General features: G+C 45.4%; 11 protein-coding genes. 3 read left to right on the forward strand and 8 right to left on the reverse strand.

Features of this window, described 5'->3' with window-relative positions:
* Positions 1 to 21: 21 nt before the first annotated feature.
* The 7 genes from AC1XUE_RS13760 to AC1XUE_RS13790 form a co-directional block, all read right to left on the reverse strand.
* Entirely contained in the window at positions 22 to 2,214 is a 2,193-nt protein-coding gene (locus AC1XUE_RS13760; RefSeq protein WP_483356553.1) for a beta-N-acetylhexosaminidase family protein, read from the reverse strand.
* A gap of 20 nt (positions 2,215 to 2,234) precedes the next feature.
* Positions 2,235 to 3,680, reverse strand: a complete 1,446-nt coding sequence (locus AC1XUE_RS13765) for a RagB/SusD family nutrient uptake outer membrane protein (protein ID WP_483356554.1) — start codon at positions 3,678 to 3,680, stop codon at positions 2,235 to 2,237.
* A gap of 49 nt (positions 3,681 to 3,729) precedes the next feature.
* On the reverse strand, positions 3,730 to 7,218 hold the full coding sequence (locus AC1XUE_RS13770; protein ID WP_483356555.1) for a SusC/RagA family TonB-linked outer membrane protein: 3,489 nt from the start codon (positions 7,216 to 7,218) through the stop codon (positions 3,730 to 3,732).
* Positions 7,219 to 7,308: 90 nt separating this feature from the next.
* Positions 7,309 to 8,298 carry a FecR family protein gene (locus AC1XUE_RS13775; RefSeq protein ID WP_483356556.1) on the reverse strand — a complete coding sequence of 330 codons (990 nt, stop codon included), beginning with the start codon at positions 8,296 to 8,298 and terminating at the stop codon, positions 7,309 to 7,311.
* A 130-nt stretch (positions 8,299 to 8,428) separates the two neighbouring features.
* The gene (locus tag AC1XUE_RS13780) at positions 8,429 to 9,019 is read right to left on the reverse strand and encodes an RNA polymerase sigma factor (RefSeq protein ID WP_483356557.1); all 591 of its coding nucleotides are present in this window, start codon (positions 9,017 to 9,019) and stop codon (positions 8,429 to 8,431) included.
* Positions 9,020 to 9,205: 186 nt separating this feature from the next.
* Positions 9,206 to 9,604 carry a Dabb family protein gene (locus tag AC1XUE_RS13785; protein ID WP_483356558.1) on the reverse strand — a complete coding sequence of 133 codons (399 nt, stop codon included), beginning with the start codon at positions 9,602 to 9,604 and terminating at the stop codon, positions 9,206 to 9,208.
* A 34-nt stretch (positions 9,605 to 9,638) separates the two neighbouring features.
* A complete protein-coding gene (locus AC1XUE_RS13790; RefSeq protein WP_483356559.1) occupies positions 9,639 to 10,463 on the reverse strand; it encodes a 3-keto-disaccharide hydrolase in 825 nt (274 codons plus the stop codon).
* A 163-nt stretch (positions 10,464 to 10,626) separates the two neighbouring features.
* Between AC1XUE_RS13790 and AC1XUE_RS13795 the strand changes: the two genes are divergently transcribed.
* The 3 genes from AC1XUE_RS13795 (at position 10,627) to AC1XUE_RS13805 (ending at position 16,616) form a co-directional block, all read left to right on the forward strand.
* A complete protein-coding gene (locus AC1XUE_RS13795; RefSeq protein ID WP_483356560.1) occupies positions 10,627 to 11,454 on the forward strand; it encodes an AraC family transcriptional regulator in 828 nt (275 codons plus the stop codon).
* 505 nt (positions 11,455 to 11,959) lie between these two features.
* Positions 11,960 to 15,070, forward strand: a complete 3,111-nt coding sequence (locus AC1XUE_RS13800; RefSeq protein ID WP_483356561.1) for a SusC/RagA family TonB-linked outer membrane protein — start codon at positions 11,960 to 11,962, stop codon at positions 15,068 to 15,070.
* A 16-nt stretch (positions 15,071 to 15,086) separates the two neighbouring features.
* Entirely contained in the window at positions 15,087 to 16,616 is a 1,530-nt protein-coding gene (locus tag AC1XUE_RS13805; RefSeq protein WP_483356562.1) for a RagB/SusD family nutrient uptake outer membrane protein, read from the forward strand.
* Between the two features lie 47 nt (positions 16,617 to 16,663).
* Here the strand turns inward: AC1XUE_RS13805 and AC1XUE_RS13810 are convergent, their stop codons facing one another.
* Entirely contained in the window at positions 16,664 to 19,675 is a 3,012-nt protein-coding gene (locus AC1XUE_RS13810; protein ID WP_483356563.1) for a ligand-binding sensor domain-containing protein, read from the reverse strand.
* Positions 19,676 to 19,686 lie beyond the last annotated feature (11 nt).

The following is a 19,686-nucleotide window of genomic DNA, read 5'->3' on the forward strand; positions in this document are numbered from 1 at the left end:
ATTTGCTGCTAATTGAAAAGGTCAGTGTTTAAAAACAGCATTGTTAGCGATTGAGATATCCTTTTCTACCTGAGGACGTAAAAGCTCCCAATGAAAAACCTGGAATTCAGGTCCGTAATTTTGGGTCATCACATGCGGTGTAGGCATATACCTGTCTTTGGTAAACCGGATCACCTCGTCCCAGTGAGACAAGCATTTTTTCAACAATATAACAGCTTCTTGTTTTTTAACCGGGTTTCCGGTTTTATAAAATGTTTTCAGTGCTACACCTGCTCTGAGCTTGTCTGCCAAATACAGCCCCAGATGCGACCAAACGGCCACATCTTCTAATTCAGATACAAGCACGCGGGTGCCAGCGTCGGCATGAGGCTGCAGGTCTTCGATCAGCTGAAGCGCTTTTCTGCTGTCGATTTCCGAAGAATCGGCCAGTGCCAATGGTGTGATGAATCCCTTGGCAATTGGCTTTTTCATCACCAGACTATCTACATAGTCAGCAATGGACAGCATCGCAGGATCAAGCGTTGGGTGATCCATCAGGTCGGTAATGGAGATAAGCGGATTTGATCTGTCGAATTCTCCCTTTTGTTCTGCGGGTTCTGCTTCAATAAAACCTTCGCTATACAGGGTGTAGTCCCAGGTAGAACGGTAAAAGCTGGCCAGCCTCAGCGGCATATTGCCCGCCAGTTTAGATGCAAGCAGCAAGCTCTTTCCTGTTCCCTTTCCATATCTGAGATCAAATGCATTTTCAAAAGTACTGTCTTTGGTATCAGGGTTATAGAGCAGCTTACCCCAAACCTTGTAAAAAAGCCATTGCTTTTCGAAAGCGTATTGCCATGTCTTGACCGGCGAAGGTTTATGGGAATAATCGGCGGCAGGAATGTATCCTTCCGAACCTATGAAATAGCCATTCACATAGTCTTTACTATTGAGCGCTATATGCTGACGGATAAAATCGGGCTGTCCCCAGCGGAGTATGAAAAAATCCTCATTTCTGACCATCCACTGAATGTTGTAATTTTTGGGTTTCGGAGTCCAGAAACGCTGGTCGATTTTTCCTGAATGAAAATCGTGGGAGATAGACAGTTTTGGAGTTGAATGTCCATGTGACCAGTTAAATTTGATCTCCACCAGGGCAGGGTCTTTCAAATCAGCTTTGGAAATCAAATCCCGCATCGCTACCGGATCACCGGCCAGGACTGAACGGTGGATGAATTTCACGGGTCTTTTTGCAGCCTTCATTCCCGCCACAAAGGTATCATCGATCCAGTCTTCCCTTTGCTGAGGTGTAAGTTTATCCGGGAAATTCCCCATCCAGTCGGCCAGCGTGACACCAATACCGGTCAGATCTTCATATTCATCGATCAGCTGGGTTACCGATTCTTTGGTGTATTGTTTTACCTGATCGGATAAATCACTGTATTCTTTACCGCCATAAGTTTTGGTAAATTCCGGTGAGACAACCACATTCCAGTTGATGATGTATGTCTGAATACCACGCTGTTTGGCCATACTGAAAAGCTGTTTCCAGAAACTCTGCCATTCGAGCATTTCCTGCTCACTCAATCCACTTGCTAAAGGAAAGTTGCGAGAGCGGATCATATATGGAAACGGGTGATTGTTCCACAGCGACAAAGCATTGAGCCTGTTCTCGGCCATCATATCCAGAAACTTCTCCCAGAATTTCAGGTCACGGCAGGTTTCTATATGCACATCCGTTGCCTTGCTCACCCGGTAAGGCGACCAGGGCAGATTGAATTTAACGATCCGGTATTCAAACTTGGGATTGATGTGTTTGGTTTTAATACGATCAAAGTGACCATGCAGATCTACCTGATCAGCCAACTCCAGCAAACCATACTCGGCTCCTACTTCATCCTGAGAAATAATAACAATCGTCTCATGATCTGCAATGCGCTTGATGGCATACCCTTCCGGGTTCAAACCATCAAAATCTTTCGGGGAAACCCATTTGCGAAGTCTGCGGGGAACCGTTCCTTTTGTTATTGCCCAAACCGACGGCATTTTCTTCGGATCGGGTTCTGATACAATTTTGATGTTTTTTCCCTTACGGGCCAGTGCGTCACTCAGTTTGCCGGCAGCATAATGCACCGGCTGCTGACTGCTGTCATAGGCCAGCGTGATCTGCGCATACGCATCACGATGACCTATAAACAACACGAACAACAAACAACTAATAAAAACTAAATACTTCATTTTTGACAGCAATCGGTTTATCAGTCGTAACCAGGGTTCTGAGGAAATACATTCCTGTCATTGAGCACCTGGATCTGATTAAGGGGTATAGGAAATATAGTCATGTAATCCTGAATTCCTTTCGGGCGCAGTACTTCCAGCGCTTTTCCGGTACGCACCAGATCAAACCAACGGTGCCCTTCAAAAGACAATTCCAACCGGCGTTCGAGTGCAATTTTCTCACGTATGTCCGCCTGGGTAGTTGCTGTATACACAGGCACACCAGCTCTTTCCCGCACCTGGTTGAGCACCGGCACGGCCTGCGCTGTTTTGCCGTTTTCATTGAGTGCTTCAGCATACATCAAAAGCACATCTGCATAACGGATCACTTTCCAGTTGGCTTTACTATCGTTCTGAATAGCAACCGGGGTAATGTATTTTTTCGTGTACGTCTGGCTCGGAATAGGCAATCTTATGAACTCACCCTGGGCATTGTAAAACCCTCCCTTGGGCCCCACAGTGACATCTTTACGGCGGTCACCTTCTTTGAAAAGACTGATCAGTGCATCTGTAGGAGAATTGGTTTCGGACAACTCACTGCCTCTGATTCCGTAAAAACCTGCCATCGTTGTAGAGTTGGGCATGAAGCGGTGTGTGAACACACTTCCCTGTCCGCCCAAACCTTCTTCATATTCCACATCAAATATATACTCGCTGTGGTGCTCGCTTTTGTTGTAGTCAAAAAGATCGTTATAGTTAGCCAAAAGCCTGTATCCCATGGTAGTTACCTGCTGGAGTTTTTCTTCGGCCTTCACAAACTCCTTGCGTGTCATATAGACTCTGCCCAACAAGGCAGCAGCCGCACCTTTAGATGCCCGGCCTACATTAGCACCGGTATAGCTTGCCGGTAATTTACTCTCTGCATCCAGCAAATCAGGAATGATCACGTTCTCATAAATGGTTGCCACATGATCACGCGTCTTCTTCAAGGCCTCTTCATTGGTGATCAGTGTGGTGATCATAGGAACATCACCGAAAATCCTGACCAGATCGAAATAGGCCATCGCTCTGAGGAATTTGGCTTCACCAATGTGGCGGTCGCGGTTGGCCAGTGTCGCTCCATCAACCTGCGCTATGCGGTCCAAAATAGTATTTGCACGTGTAATCAGCACGTAGTAATTGGTCCAGGTATTATTCAGCAGTATCAGATCATTGTTGATCGTGAAGGTATCTGCAAAGTACCAGGGATCGTTTCTGGCTACCTGCTGCTCAGAGTCGTCTCCGGGAACATCACCAAAGATCCAGAAATCCTGATACTGCATCTGCAGACTTCGATATACGCCTGTCATGGCATCCCGGAAATCGTTGTCTGTTTTATATAACTGGTCCACATTGACTGTCGAGATCGGTGGCAGGTCTATAAAGTCCTGGCTGCACGATGCACCCAGCATGGATGTAAGAAGGATTGCACTTGCTATTTTTTTCATTTTATAAATCTTTAAAGGTTTGCTGTGACCCGTTGGATCACAGCAGGGTTTAGAATGTTACATTCACACCAAAAATCAGACTTTTCGGCAGCGGGTAGTTGTTATAGTCTATACCCGGAGTCAGTGCACTTGTCGTATTGCTCACGTCAGGATTAAATGAGGTGTTTTTTGTAAAAATGAATGGATTGGTCACATTCACATATACACGCAGGGCACTCAACTTTACAGCATTGGCCACTTTCTCAGGGAACAGGTAACCGAAGTTGATATTGTTGATCCGCAGATAAGAACCTGAATCCATGTAGCGCGGACTCACCAGACGCACACCTCCTGTGGGGGCATCGTTAGGACGGGGCGTCATACCATCCCCCGGATCCTGCTCTGACTTCCAGTAATTAACCTGTGTTGAAAGCGTACGGCTGCGCGATCGGGTCGTCAGACGGATATCGTTCGCAGTACTTGTAATTTCATTGCCATAAGAACCTTGCATGCTTACGCTCAGACTGAAATTTTTGTAGGCAAAACGGTTAGTCATCCCGTAGTAAAAATCAGGATAGGGCGAGCCGATGATCGTGTAGTCGTAGCTATTGATGATGCCGTCGGGCACCCCATCAGGACCACTTACATCTACAAAGCGCTGGTCACCTACACGTGAGCGGTCAGGCGCACCGGGATTGTATATAGGACCTGCATCGAGCTCAGCCTGGTTTTTGAAAATCCCATCTGTTTGCAGACCATAGAACATTCCGATTGGCTGACCAATCATGGTGATGTTTCTGGCCGAAATAATCGGATCTCCCGAAGGACCCAGTTTCACCACTTCATTTTTATAGGTTGAAAGGTTGAAATCCGTACTCCACTGAAACTGTTTTTCGATGTTTACTGTGTTCAGGACAAATTCCCATCCGCGGTTTTTAACCTCTCCCACATTTTGAAGCATCGTATTAAACCCGGTAATCGCAGGTACGTTTACGTTCAGCAACAAATCGGTATTTCTGGATTGGAAGCGGTCAACGGTCAGCATGATTCTTCTGTTAAAGAAAGCCAGATCCACACCGAAGTTGATCGACTGCTGCTTTTCCCAGGTAAGACCCGGATTGAAAGGTTTTGCCGGCGCATATCCTCCAACTGCTACCCCACCCAGATTGTACTTGTGGTAATTGATCGTTGCGTAATGCTCATAATTTCCAATGTTGTTGTTACCTGTTGCACCATAACTGGCACGTGCTTTGAATTCATTCAGGAAATCGACATCCTTCAAAAATGCTTCGTCCGACAGACGCCATGCCAATGCCGCAGACGGGAACAAACCATATTTTTTATCTGCTCCGAAGCGGGACGAGCCATCTGTTCTCACAGATGCGGTCACGTAATATTTGCCCTTGTAGTTATAGTTAATACGCGAAAGATAAGAAAGCAGCGACCATTCGGCTACAGCGGAAGAACCATTGGTAATAATGCCACTTACTGCTCCCAGGGTCGGCACCAGGTTATTAGGATAGTTATTGCTGGTCAGAAAGTTAGACTCATACCTTTCTTTTTGGGTGGTGTACCCGACCAATGCTGAAAGACTGTGGTCTCCGAAAGATTTGTTGTAGTTCAACGTCGTTTCAGTGATCCAGTTCACCACCATCGAGGTGCTATCCACGCCCACTGCCGGTGTATTAAAGAATACGGGCAACTGAGGTGTAAATTTGCTAGCCTTGTTGCTGTTGAAGTTCCCTCCCAACATCACATTCAGTTTCAACTCGTCGGTAAAGGCATATTCCAGATTGATATTCCCCAGGAACCTGGCCAGACGACCTCTTGACTGAATCTCATTCGCCAACGCAACCGGATTGTTCAGGTTAGTGGATGCATCAAGGTTTGCGTATACGAAGTAGCTTCCATCCGGATTGTAAAGGGGATAATAGGGCTGTGCAGAGGTTGCCTGCGCAATGATGCTCTCATTGGCCCCGCCACCCCATCCACTTGGTGCTACAATCTGACGGTCGGCCAGTGCTGCATTCATATTGACTTTTGCAGATAGTTTTTTGCTCAGTTGGGCGTCTATATTGGCTCTGAGCGAGTAGCGGCTGAAATTACTGTTCTTGATAATACCATCCTGATTCATGTATTCGGTGCTCACCGCATAGCGGATATTTTCAGATCCTCCGTTTGCAGACAGCTGATATTGCTGCTGGGATGCCGTTCTCAATACCGCATCGAGTGCATTGGTATTGTTGGTATTTCTTCCGTCGAGCACATCCAGCACCGTTTGAGGCACGGGTACTCCCCAGCTTCCCGGCGCTCCTGTAATGTTGTTTCCCACATCCAGATTTCGATTGCGCACACCATCATAGTAGTATTGGGCCTGCTGGCGGGCGTCCATGAATTCGGGCTGCTTGGAAATCTTCTGCAGACCATAATGCGCATCAAACGATATGACAGACTTGCCTGCTTTACCTCTTTTGGTATTGATGATGATCACCCCGTTGGCACCTCTGGAACCATAAATGGCTGTTGCAGAAGCATCTTTCAGAATATCCATACTCTCGATATCATTCGGATTGATTGTCTGGATGTTATCAGTTGGAAAACCATCTACCACATACAGCGGCTGAGAACCGGCCGATATACTTCCGATACCGCGAATCCGGATCTGCGGATCCGCGCCGGGTGCCCCTGATACGGGCAATACCTGCACACCAGCTACTTTTCCAAGAAGCGCCTGGTCCACACGTGCCACACCCAGATCCTTGATTTCCTTTGCATCCAAAGAACCTACAGAACCCGTCAGATCTTTACGTTTCACAGTTCCGTAACCAACAACCACAACCTCTTCCAGCGTTTTGTTATCTGCTCTCAGCACGATATCCTGCACCGAGTTGTTACCAATCGTAACTTCCTGAGACAAAAAACCTACATAACTGAATACCAGCACCGCACCCGATGAGGCCTCAATAGTATAACGGCCTTCAATATCAGTGCTTGTTCCGGTTTGCGAGCCTTTTACCAATACGTTTACACCGGGCAATCCTTCACCATTCTCATCACTGACCTTTCCTTCCACACGGGCTACAGCCACTCTGGACTGCTGATAGGCAGCTACTTCAGCCACGCTCCGGCCTGCAAATGCATGGCTGGCAGGCAAATCAGGAGATAGCCGGTTTTGTATAGAAGCCTTTGCCTTGTTATCCGGTTTGCTTATATTTTTATCCAGAATCAGATAGGATTTACTCTGGAAACGTTCAAATCTCAACTCTAACGGTAACAATAAACGTTTTAACTTATTTTCCAGATCCTCTTTGACTTCCAGCTCGCTGCGATCAACTGTTTTATTTTTGATCAGGTTGTCATTGAATTCAAAGAGAACCTTATGCCTTTTGGAAAGGATGTCAAGCGCCTGGTCCAGAGATAGTCTGGCAGGAGCTACAACTTCCTGTTGCGGTTTTTGCTGCACATTTTTTGCCAGCGTCTGGGAAGCAGCCTGCCCGGGCAAAGCGCTAAACCCACATACCAGAACAGACGGTACGATTGTGCGTAGTTTTTGGAACATTATTGATAATTAAAAAGGGTATTGGAAATACAAAACAATATCAGGATGTCCGTAACGGGCATCAAAGCAAAGGCTATATGTGTGTTAAATTTATTTCAGATGGTATGTGCTGCCGTCTTTTGAAATATGCATCGGATACATCTTCTCCAGTTTTTCGAAGAATACCTCAGCAGAATCAGTTGGAAATGACCCGGTGAAAGTTTCCCGGGCCAGCTCAGCATTATCAATCACCACATCCAGATTGTACATATCTTTCATCATCACGGCTATCTCACCCAGTGACTTACGCTTGAATAATATTATATTATTTTTCCATGATGTATATTCTTCTATCTCAACCTGTTGTTTCACAATCTCAGCTTTCTGAGACGTCCGTGACGCCTTCTCGCCCGGTTTGAGAAGAATGGCATGGTTCTGGTCTCTCTCATCGATGATTTTCACAGAGCCGTGTTCCAAAGCAACATCCACATGCCCATGCCTGTTGTTGACATTGAACGCAGTGCCGAGCACCTGTATTTCCAATGTATTGGCATGAACCATAAACGGAATTCGCTTTCCTTTAACTTCCCGTTTGGCGACATCGAAGTAAGCTTCTCCGTCAATCCATATCTCACGAACCGCCTTATCAAGAAAATTTCTGTCATACCGTAGCGTTGAGTTGGCATTGAGCTTCACAACGGATCCGTCGGCCAGCCTGACCTCTTTGATCTCTCCGTAGGCTGTGTGTATTTCAACTGACTTAAATCTGAACATGTACAAACCGGCTCCCGCCACCAATACCAATACACAGGCTGCAGCAAACCATTGGAAACGTCTCCAAAGCGGAACCACCGGAGTCTCGGCAGTGATGCCCTGCTGAATATGGCTCCATATATCTGTTTTTTCAGCCGCTGACCAGCTCTCATTGAACGTGATATTGCGGATGATCCATTCCGCCTTTTTTATCGCTTGCAGCTTATCGGGATTTTCCGTCAGCCAGTTTGTCCAAAAAACATCCGACTGCTGATCAGGATATAATATCCATTGCTGGAAATGATCATCAGCTGCAAAATCTTCCGGTTCAAAAAAACGATAATCCATTAGAATAAATCAATTATAAGAGCAAATTGTCTAAGTCTGAATACAGAGAGGGGAAAGGAGTCATTTTGTAACCTTCAAAAAAATAAAAAATTACCAAAAAAATCCATTATTATGTCTAATCATCTACCTGTCAATAAATTACACTAAGTAAAATAATCATCAATAAATCTAGTGTAAGTGATAATTCTTTGTGCAGTGCCTTGATGGATCGGTGGATCGTGTTACGCAGAATTTGATAATCCAGACCCGTCAGAGCTGCAATGTCGTCATAACTCATCTTTTCGAAAAAGCGTAAAAAAATAACTTCCTGCTGTCTTGCAGGTAAGCCCCTGACCGCATGTACCAATCTGGAGTTAAGATTCTCCTCCAGTTCCTGCCGGCTACGGGTTTCGTGATCCAATAGTGACAACGCATCCTCGGGGAACTCATCGGTCGCCAAACGTCCCCTTCCAAGCTCATCGATGATAATTCTTCGAAGAGAAGAGATCAGATAATACTTGACCGAACGCGGTGTAGATAAGTTCTGTCTCCGGTTCCAGATCTGGATAAATAATTCCTGTACACAATCTTGTATCAGCTCTCGATGGTAAGAAACCGAAAGCCCATATTTCAAAAGCACATCTGCATATTTTTCATAAAAGAATGCGAGCGCATGCTGCTCTCCATTACGGAGTCTGCTCCACTGAAGGGTTTCTTCATCATTTGGCTCAGAAAGCTGCATTAGATTATTATTTGAAATAATGTGTCAAAAAAGACAAGCAAGTTATAAAAATCCGGCTGTTTCCTGTCAAATTTCAATTAATAATCAAAAAGTTTTAACTACCAGCGTATGCGTAACCGCTGAAAACACATGTGCGATACACCGAAGAACGAAGTTCCCCATGCATCGCACCGCATCACTGCTGTATTATCTTTTCTCCCCTACTGCATCATAAATCACAACCTTCTCCCACAGGTGTGCATAGTTATTTCTGAAATCATCGTGGATCGGATGTTTTTGATAAGCTTCCTCATCGGCAGCACTGTCAAAAAAGCAAAGCCATGAATAGGCATAGCTGCGTTCGATCACATCACGTGTTGTACCGGCAGGTGTACCTATATGAACCAGTTTAATGGTGGGACATTTGGCGAGTTTATTTAATCCTTCATAAAGCTTGGCCTTATCTTCCGCACTGGACGGGTTTTTCAGATAAAACATAACATGATGTACAAATGTCTCCTTAGGCTTAAGGCCGGCAGGGATTCCCAGTCCAAGGCCCGCAGCCATACTGCTCTTTACAAATGATCTTCTGGATTGATGCTTCATCTTTTATGGTATATTTAATTAAAATGATGGTTCTTTAAAACAACTTTTGGTAAACTTCCGGCATTTTATCGAGTTTCATGATATGAACGTCCCGATAAAAAACTTCAGCTGCCTCACTTTGTAATTGAATTTTTCCACTCGTCATCGCTACTTTCTCTCCGTTGGGTTGGATATAGCCCGAATTTTTCAGTACCATCACCACATGTCCGTTCACGATATGCAGACTCTTGTCTTCAAAACATATCAGTTCCAACGTATTCCATTCCCCTGCCGGACTTTCGTAATCCTGTGAGCGCATGCAATAGTAATCTGATCCTGATTTATACGAGCGGTACGGCTGTTTTGCATCGGCTACAGCACTCATGACTCCCTCTGATGGAAATGAGCGTATATCAACAACGGAATTGGCCTGGCACCAGTAATCGCCGATATGTCCTTCCATAATCTGAAACTCCTGAGAAAGCATCCACGTCCGCCAGTATTCCGCTCCGGCCGGTCCGTTGGAGTGGTAGAGTATTCCTGAGTCCTTTAACTTCTCCAAACGCGGTTCAAATTTATCTTTACCCCATTTGAACTGCAGCCTGAGATGATAATTAGAAAATTCCTGCTTTGTAAAAACACATCCATATACTTCCCCACTTACTCTTAGGACAAGTCCTCCGGGCTCATCGAGCACCTTAAAAACGCCCGAAGGATCTCTATCATAGCCTATCGGATCCAACTCTTTACCATTGGCATTTTTTGGTATATTTCCATTGTAGTTGGGCTGATGTCTGTAACTCAGATAGGTTTGCCACTGTGACATACTTTTGTCCAGAAGCGGGACCCATTGCGCACAGGTCAGATTGGGAAAAAGCATAGAAAAAGTAAAAAAAGAGGATATAATTGTAAAACGGTTTATCATAAAACTTTCATTCAACAGTTTAGATTTGTCAGATTCTGTTCAAAATTAGTGGCACTCCCGTTGTTTATAATTGTAAAAATCCATTAATTACCGGTAGATTTATCACAATATTGGTATCATGAAACGCTACACCCTGCATACGCCTTTTAGTATCTATCATTTTGAGGCTAACACCTGGGCACATGCTGTTCATAAGCATACCTATTATGAGATCATATTTATTCTGAGGGGCTCCGGCCAGCACTTTATCAATGGCAATGAATACCCCTATTCCGACGGTGACATATTTATGCTCGGACCGGAAGACTTTCACCATTTCCATATCGATGCGCTGACTGAATTCTGCTTTGTCCGTTTCAATGAGTCTATTCACAAAAAGCAAACTGACGACAAAGAGCAATCGGTGATCACTACTTTACTGGGGACATCATCACAAAGCCGAGGGTCTATCGTAGTCGATGTGGAAGAAAAAAAGAAGTTACACCAGTTACTTGCTATCCTGGAGTCTGAGGCGATTAACAACCAGTCACCGCACTACGAGTTGATCCGGGACAGTATGATGCGGACCATGCTGGTGATGCTGGCGCGGAATCTGTTTACAGACATTTTGCCCAAACCTGTCGTTAAGCGATCGGTAGAAGCGATCCTGATGTATATCAAACAAAACATCTACAAACCAGGTCTGCTTAGTATCGAGCATCTGGCTCACACCTTCAATTATTCACCAGCTTACATCAGCTTGTTTTTCAAAAGCCAGACCGGCGAACCACTCAAACAATACATTATCCGTCACAGGATTAAGCTCATCGAAGCGCGGTTACTGTACAGCCAGCACACCCTTACTGAGATTGCCGACGAATTCGGATATACCGACGAAAGCCATCTCTGCAAACAATTCAGAAAATACAATGGCAATACGCCATCTGTTTTCAGGAGAAAATTGTGAAGTGCTGACCTAAGGGTGTCGACATGCAGTGGTGAGTCCAACATGCATTTTTATCTACCCGGCCATCTGGCTTGTGGCTCTGACTATAGCTACCAGTACAGGTGCATATAACCCATATGTATCAACGCTTTCTCAACCCATTACTGATGCTGGGACATTTTCACAGCTCCTTTTGATCTGCCGGATTCGCCCATTCTTCGTTTCATTCTATAATATGTATGAAAAGAAGATTAATATTTGAAAATCAGTCATTTATATACCATAAAACCAGTCAGATGAAAAAATCAAAACTACTTAAATACAGATGATGTAGTAGAAATGTAGTGGTAAATTTTTCTTGATTTTGTGCCATTTGTGCAATATGAGGTAGTAATGTAGTAACCCATTAATTTACGGAACCTGATCAACTGTATACATTTGCCACAAGGTTAAATGTATTACTATTTTAATATTTAATTGATTAATTATCCTTTCAAAAAAGCCCAAAACCAGGTCTGAAATTACTATGAGAAGAAAACTTGTACTGTTATGTTGTATCCTGTTGTTAGGCGGGGTATTGGAATCTGTATTTGCCCAAAGTCAGGTGATCAGGGGAAGAGTCACCATGAAGGCGGCAAACGAAGCACTTGTGGGTGCCACGGTTATGATCGAAGGCACATCCTATGCTACCATTACGGACGCATCGGGAAACTACACAATCGAAGCGCAGCCGGGAGCCGTGCTGGTAGCAAGCTTTATTGGTATGGTCAGTCAGAAAATGGCTGTCAATAACCAGACTGAGATCAACTTTGACTTGCTAGAATCAGCGGATAATCTGAGCGAAGTTGTGATTGTGGGATACGGAGTTCAGAAGAAAAGTGTCGTAACAGGCGCGATTTCAAGCGTAAAAGCATCTGATCTGGAAACCATGCCGATCAACAGATTGGAAGAGGCTTTACAGGGCCGTACATCCGGGCTGACGATTGCATCCAACTCGGGTCAGCCGGGGTCGGCCGCTACAGTGCGGGTGCGCGGTATCACCACGCTGAACAACAACAATCCGCTTTGGGTTGTTGATGGAGTGGTCGTGGACAATGGCGGTATCGGTTATCTGAATCAGTCGGACATTGAATCCATAGAGGTATTGAAAGATGCTGCATCACAGGCAATTTATGGTGCCAGAGCTGCATCAGGCGTTATTCTGGTAACTACCAAAAAAGGTAAAGCCGGTGGCATCAGCGTAAACTACAACGGGTTCTTTGGCACCTCTGCACCTGCTAAAAAGTTGGCTTTACTCAATGCAACACAATACGCAACCCTGCGCAATGAAGCGGCAGTTGCTGTCGGGCAACCGGCGGTCTATGCAAATCCCTCCTCTTTTGGAGAAGGCACCGACTGGCAATCGCATATATTCAACAACAGTGCAAAACGCCAGAACCACGAGTTAAGTGTAAGTGGCGGAAACGAAAGGTCGACCTTCTATCTGTCCTTTGGTCATTTAAGCCAGGACGGAATTGTGGCCACGCCCATATCCAAATACAGAAGGACAAGTATACGCCTGAACTCGGAACACAAGATTGCCAAATGGCTGAAATTTGGCCAGAATCTGGGTTATTCAAATGAAAAAAATGTGGGGCTGGGTAATACCAACAGCGAATTCGGCGGACCGCTGAGCTCGGCAATCAATCTGGACCCGATTACACCGGTCGTTGTCACAGACCCGGCTATAGCCAATGCTGCACCTTACACCAATAAAGGCGTCATCCGGGATGCGAACGGCAACCCTTACGGGATCTCCTCTGCGGTTGGTCAGGAAATGAGCAATCCACTTGCGTATATACAAACACGTTTGGGGAATTATGGCTGGAGTGATAACATCGTCGGAAATGCTTATCTGCAGGCTGAACCTGTTGCCGGCCTGGTATTAAAAACGACGCTGGGTACAAAACTTTCATTCTGGGGTAATGAGAGTTTCACACCGATTTCCTGGCTGAACGCAGCTTCTGTAACATCTCAGACCAATTTCAATCGGGCAAATAACCGGCGTCTGGATTACAATATTGAAAACACGATTTCCTATACGAAAGATTTTGGTTTGCACAATGTCAACCTGCTGCTAGGGCAGGGCGCTTATCAGGATAATAACACAAGAATGACCAGTGTTACCTTCTTTAATGTGCCTGCCAACAATTTCGAAGATGCTTCTCTCAACTTTAAGGTACCTGCCAATCAGCGCAGCTCGGATGGTTCAGAAGGCGCACTGCATACAGTAAGCTCTCTTTTCGCAAGACTGAATTATAATTACAACGAAAAATATATTGTTCAGGCCCTGGTAAGACGTGACGGGTCCTCCCGCTTTGGTGCGAATCATAAATATGGTATTTTCCCGTCCATTTCCCTGGGATGGGTATTGACAAAGGAAAACTTTATTACTACCAACAACATGGTTAACTTCCTCAAACTTCGCGGAGGTTATGGTGTGGTCGGAAATGACGGAATCGGCGACTTCGCTTATTTGTCTACCATCGGCAGCGGCAGGAACTATGCCATAGGCAATTCAGGAAGTTACATCATCGGGTACAGTCCTAATGCGCCCGCAAACCCGGATTTGAAATGGGAACAAACCAGTCAGACAAACATCGGGATTGATGCGACTGTGTTCAACAACATCAATCTGACGTTGGAATGGTTTAGAAAAGAAACAAAGGACATTCTTCAAAACCCAAGAATTCCGGGATACGTAGGCGCAATATCGAATCCGGCTGCCAACGTGGCAGATATGGAAAACAAAGGTATAGAGCTTGAACTGGGTTATAAAAAGACGTTCGGACAGGTCGATTTCTCGGTCAACGGCAATGTGTCCTACATTAAAAACACGGTAACCAATCTGGGGACCGGGATTGAATACCTATCTGGCGGACAGAGCTTTCAGGGAGCACCACCTATTACCAGAACACAGGTAGGCTATGCCATCAACTCTTTCTACGGCTACAAGCATTCGGGCATATTCCAGACTCAGGAAGATGTGGAAGCGCACGTGGGGTCGGACGGAAAGAAAATTCAGCCTAATGCGAAACCGGGAGATTTCAGATGGGAAGACCTGGATGGAAACGGAACGATCACAGAAGACGATCGGACCTTCATCGGAAACCCGACTCCGAAGTACTCATACGGTCTGACAGTGAATGTGGCTTATAAAGGTTTTGATGTGGTTATCTTCGGGCAGGGCGTTGCGGGCAATCAGATTTTCCAAGGACTGCGCCGGCTGGACATTGCCAATGCAAACTGGCAGACAGATGCACTTGACCGCTGGACGGCACCGGGCACATCCAACGATTACCCGCGAATCGTGAACGGCGATCCCAACAAAAATTTCCAGAACCCATCGAGTTTTTATCTGGAAAAAGGCGACTTTTTCCGCATGAAAACATTGCAGCTGGGTTACTCTCTACCCAACGCGCTGATCAGTAAAATTGCCATGAGAAAAGCGCGGATTTATGTGATGAGTCAAAACCTGTTTACGCTCACGAAGTATACCGGCTATGATCCCGAAATCGGCGGAGGCGTGTTTAGTATTGATAAGGGAATTTATCCGCAAGCGCGCTCATTCATGGTTGGTTTGAATATTGGTTTTTAATATTGATTGTATAGAAATGATGAAAATAAAATACAGCAAACATCTTATTGTTCTGGCGCTTACAGCCGGAATGCAACTTTCCTGCTCTGACAGTTTCCTGGATGTCAAACCGAGAGGATTGGATCTTGAAGCTAACTATTACCGTAACCAGGAAGAGGCTTTTAACGGTATCGTAGCCGCTTATGACGTGGTAGGATGGCAGGGAAATGGATACGTGAATACCATAGCGACCATGAATGCAGCTTCTGATGATCATTATGCCGGCGGTGGCGGTCCCAGCGACATCATGGATTTTCAGGTGATCTCCAACTACACGTTGAACCCTACCACCGGCCCGCAGGGTGAGCTTTGGAGAAAAGGATTCTCAGGTGTGTTCCGTGCCAACGTGATTCTGCAAAAATTGCCGGGCATACCTATGGATGAAACACTAAAAAAACGGTACATAGCAGAAGCGAAATTTCTTCGCGGATACTTCTATTTCGAACTGGTCCGCCTGTTCAGACATGTCCCGCTTTTCACTCTTCCCGTCGAAACCAGCGCCATGTATGACGTGCTGCAGGCATCACCCGAGGAGGTTTACGCGCAAATTGAAAAAGATATATCCGAATCGTTAGCTGATCTGCCTGTGACCATCAATGTTGCCACAGAGGCCGGCCGTGCTGGTCAGGGAGCTGCATATGCGCTTTTAGGTAAGGTATACCTCTATCAGAGCAAGTTTACCCAGGCCGCACAGCAGCTTGCAAAAGTAAACGGAACCCCGGGCGGCACCAATGCCTATGGCTATAAATTGCTGGCCAACTATGCTGATCTGTTTAAGACTTCAAACAAGTTCAACAGTGAGTCGATTTTCGAGATATCCTATACCAATACATCTGCCGGAACCTGGAATTGTGTTTCCTGTACGGAAGGAAATATCATGAACATCATCACTGGGCCAAGGGGATACAACCGAAAATCGGATACAGCTCCTGATTATGTTTCCGGCTGGAGCTTTCTGCCAGTAACACCGGATTTGTTCAATACCATGCACTTCGATCCGCGTAACCGTGCGACCATTGCCAATCTGGACAGCCTGGAAAAAGCCGGACTTGCCACTTATGAGAAAGGGTATCAGAATACAGGTTACTTCCTTGAAAAATTTGCCGGACGCGTTTCAAACCGCTGGACCGGCGCAGGAACGCCAGAGCTGAATTTCCCTCAGAATATGTATGATACCCGACTGGCAGACACCTACCTGCTGGAAGCCGAAGCGCTGGTGCGGGGCAGTGGAGATCTGGTACGTGCAGCAGCATTGTTGAATGCGGTGCGTGCACGTGTGGGCCTTCAGCCAGTAGCGGCGACTTTTGACAATATCAAAAAAGAGCGTCGCCTGGAACTGGCCGGTGAGGGTCACCGCTGGATGGATCTGGTACGCTGGGGAGATGCGCCTGCTGCTTTGAAATCAAAAGGTTTCGTGGCAGGAAAACACGAAATTCTTCCTATACCATTACTGGAACTGGAAAACACCAAAATAGAGCAAAGTAAGGAATGGGGAGGCTCGAAGTAACAAGCTGATCGCTATCACCAAAACACATCAGGAAACGGGTCGGAACACTATTGCTCCGGCCCTTTCTCTTTTGATTCATCCACATGAAAACCCAGAAAGTAATTAAACATATTGATTTCGGTCGGCAACTGGAGCTTTTTACGCAGCCGGTATCTGCCGACTTCCACGCCACGAAGTGATATATTCATCAGCTGGGCGATTTCCTTACTGGATAAGTTCATGCGCAGATAGGCGCTCATCTTCAGCTCAGTGGATGTCAGATTGGGATATCGCTCCTTTAAGGCAATCAAAAAATTACTATGTACATTATCAAAATGCCTTGAAAACTGTCCCCAGTCCTTATCCACTTTATTTTCTTCACTAACCACTTTAATCATCTTTTTCAGCTCTTCATTGACATGCTCATCACCGGAATTTTTAAGGATTCTGGTCAGGTCTGTTCTGAGCCTGGACAACAACTCCGATTTCTGAACAAGATGCATCGCCGAGGTAGCCAGATCCGTGTTCTTGTGTGTTATTTCTGCTTCAAGCTTTTCATTATTCAGTTTAATGATCTGCTTTTCATTTTTCTCAATCTCAAGCTGGTGGAGCGATTGTAGCCTTCTTTGCTCCTGCTGGTATTTAACCTGCTGCTCTTCAAAGCGTTTTTCCTGCCACAGATAAAGCACATATCCTGCCCCAAGCAGCAGTAAACCATAGAAAACATATGCCCAGCTGCTCAGATACCACGGCGGCAAAATCAGCAGTTGATAAGCAGAAACGGATGATTCACTTCCCAGATTATTCCTTGCCTTGACCTTGAAAACATAGCTGCCTGCAGGTAAATTCGTATATTCTTTCTCGCCCTTTGCCGACCATCCCGACCACGCCTGATCAAAGCCCTCAAGGAGATAAGCATAGTCAATATTAGAATGCTGACTGTAAAGCGTAGAAGAAAATTCAAACCGAAGCGAGTTGAAGGCATAATCTATGCTCAGGTGTTGTGAACCTAATTCAGATCCGGCCGCATTGAACTTCTGATCGTATCCGCCAAAAAGTAAGGAATCCGAGTTTCCGATCGCCCGCACCGTCCGCAGTTCTACCTGCAGCTTATTCTTGTTTTGCTTATATTTTTCATAATTAATGTGGTAAAAACCCCTCTCTGCTCCCACCAGGATATTGTTTTTATCCACCGGATAGACATTATCAAAACCGGATACAAGCTTATGATTCAATTCCGGGATGTAGATTATTCTCGGCTCATTCCCCTCCATATCCACCACACCCAGCTGCTTTTCACTCACAAACCAGATATTACCCGATTGATCTTCTTTTAAAAAAGAGACTTTGATCTGTTTAAAGATTTCATTGTAAAATCCGGAAGGCTCAAACCGATCTTTTTGATGGTCATACTGATATATGCCCGACTCGGTGGCTACCAGTATCTTATTTTTTACTTTGTAAACAAACTGATTATTAAGTGATACCGGCAGTCCCTCTTTGCTGGTATATAATTTTGATCCGCCTGCCTGTCTGCCATCTGTTGTAATCTTGTATACTCCGCGGTAAGGATGCGAAGCCCACAGCACATGTTCATCCCTAGTATCACTGCAAAGGAATCTGGCTCCGACATCAAAATTACTGACTGAGCCCGCAGGTGTAAAATGACCGTTTCCATAGGTAAGAAAATCAATCCCATAATAGGTGCCAACGGCAATATTGGTTACAGGTGATATCCGCGACAAAGGCAAAAAGCCCCAAAAACCGTTTCGTTTTTCGATAGGCCGCGCAACAGACCCCGCTATTTCAAAAATCCCGTCGTGATGCGCCATCAACAACTTTCCATTCACTTCCGACAAACTCCATACCTGACCGTTAGAGTTCTCAACCAGCGAAAAATCACCCTTTACCAGACTCAAATCACTGAATTTGCCCACAGGTACCGAAAACAGCCCAATGGATGTACCAATATAAAGCTTGTTATCAAAAATCAGAGAAGCATATCCCCCACCCTCCTTCGATGCTGCAGGATATATGTTTTTAATGGCGTTACTGTTGGCTACAAAGTCAATGCCATTATCCAGCCCAAGCCATAAGTTACTGTGCCTATCTTTGAACACACTGAGAATGTTATTGTTTTGTAACCCATCCGACTTATTGAACCGGTAAACAAAAGCTCCTTGGTTATCAATGGTGTAACATCCTCCCTGCTGGGTGCACAATGCGATCAGGTTCTGATCAATCCTTGTGGTGGCATATATTCTCTCACCGGTCAGCTTTTTAATGAAGTCAGATTCCAGTCTGCTTATTTTATCCGGGCCAACGATAAAAATACCATGGTCCAGTGTCACCAGTAAAGACTTTCCGTCTCCATAGGGAATCAGCGCTGTGCTCAGATAATTATCAGGAAGGCCCTGCTGACCGGCCAGCAATTCCCACCTTCCGTTATTGAATTTTAACAGACCGTTGGCAGCATCCTGAGCAATGAGCAATTTTCCGTATGAGCCCATATACCGCCAGGACGATTTAGGTTTGTATACCATGATTTGGTCGTCTTCAAAAAGAAAAATCCGGTTACTCGCCCTGAAAAAGATCCGGCCTTCCAGATTGACCACATTCCAGATATCAGCAAAACTCTGGTCTTCTGCCGGTAGCAGCTTTTTAAGTGAAACAAAAACCAGCTTACCCCTTGCATCCGGCGAGAAATATCCGAATTCGTTTTCTGCACCTATGTAAATACGATGATCGGAACCTATTTCTAGAGATCGGATTTTTGTTCGGTTCGGCAGCGGATACAGTCGCCAGTATATCCCGTCAAATGTCAGAAGCCCTTCATTATTGGCAAAATACATGACTCCTTTACTGTCCTGACGAATCGCCCAGTTCTGTGTTCCTCCTTTATAATGCTGCTTTGTATAATTGACAACTTCCGGTAGCCCGATGGTGTTCTGAGCAGCTGACTGACCAGGGAAGCCGTGCAGAATAACCAAAAAGAATACAACTCTCAATGCCTGACAACGTTGTAGCAGCATTTGAAAGATGACGTAGTGTTGCAGTGCTTTATTTCCGTGAATATGCAATGTCAGAGGCG

It is taken from the genome of Dyadobacter sp. HNCC25DJ187, from assembly GCF_056895255.1.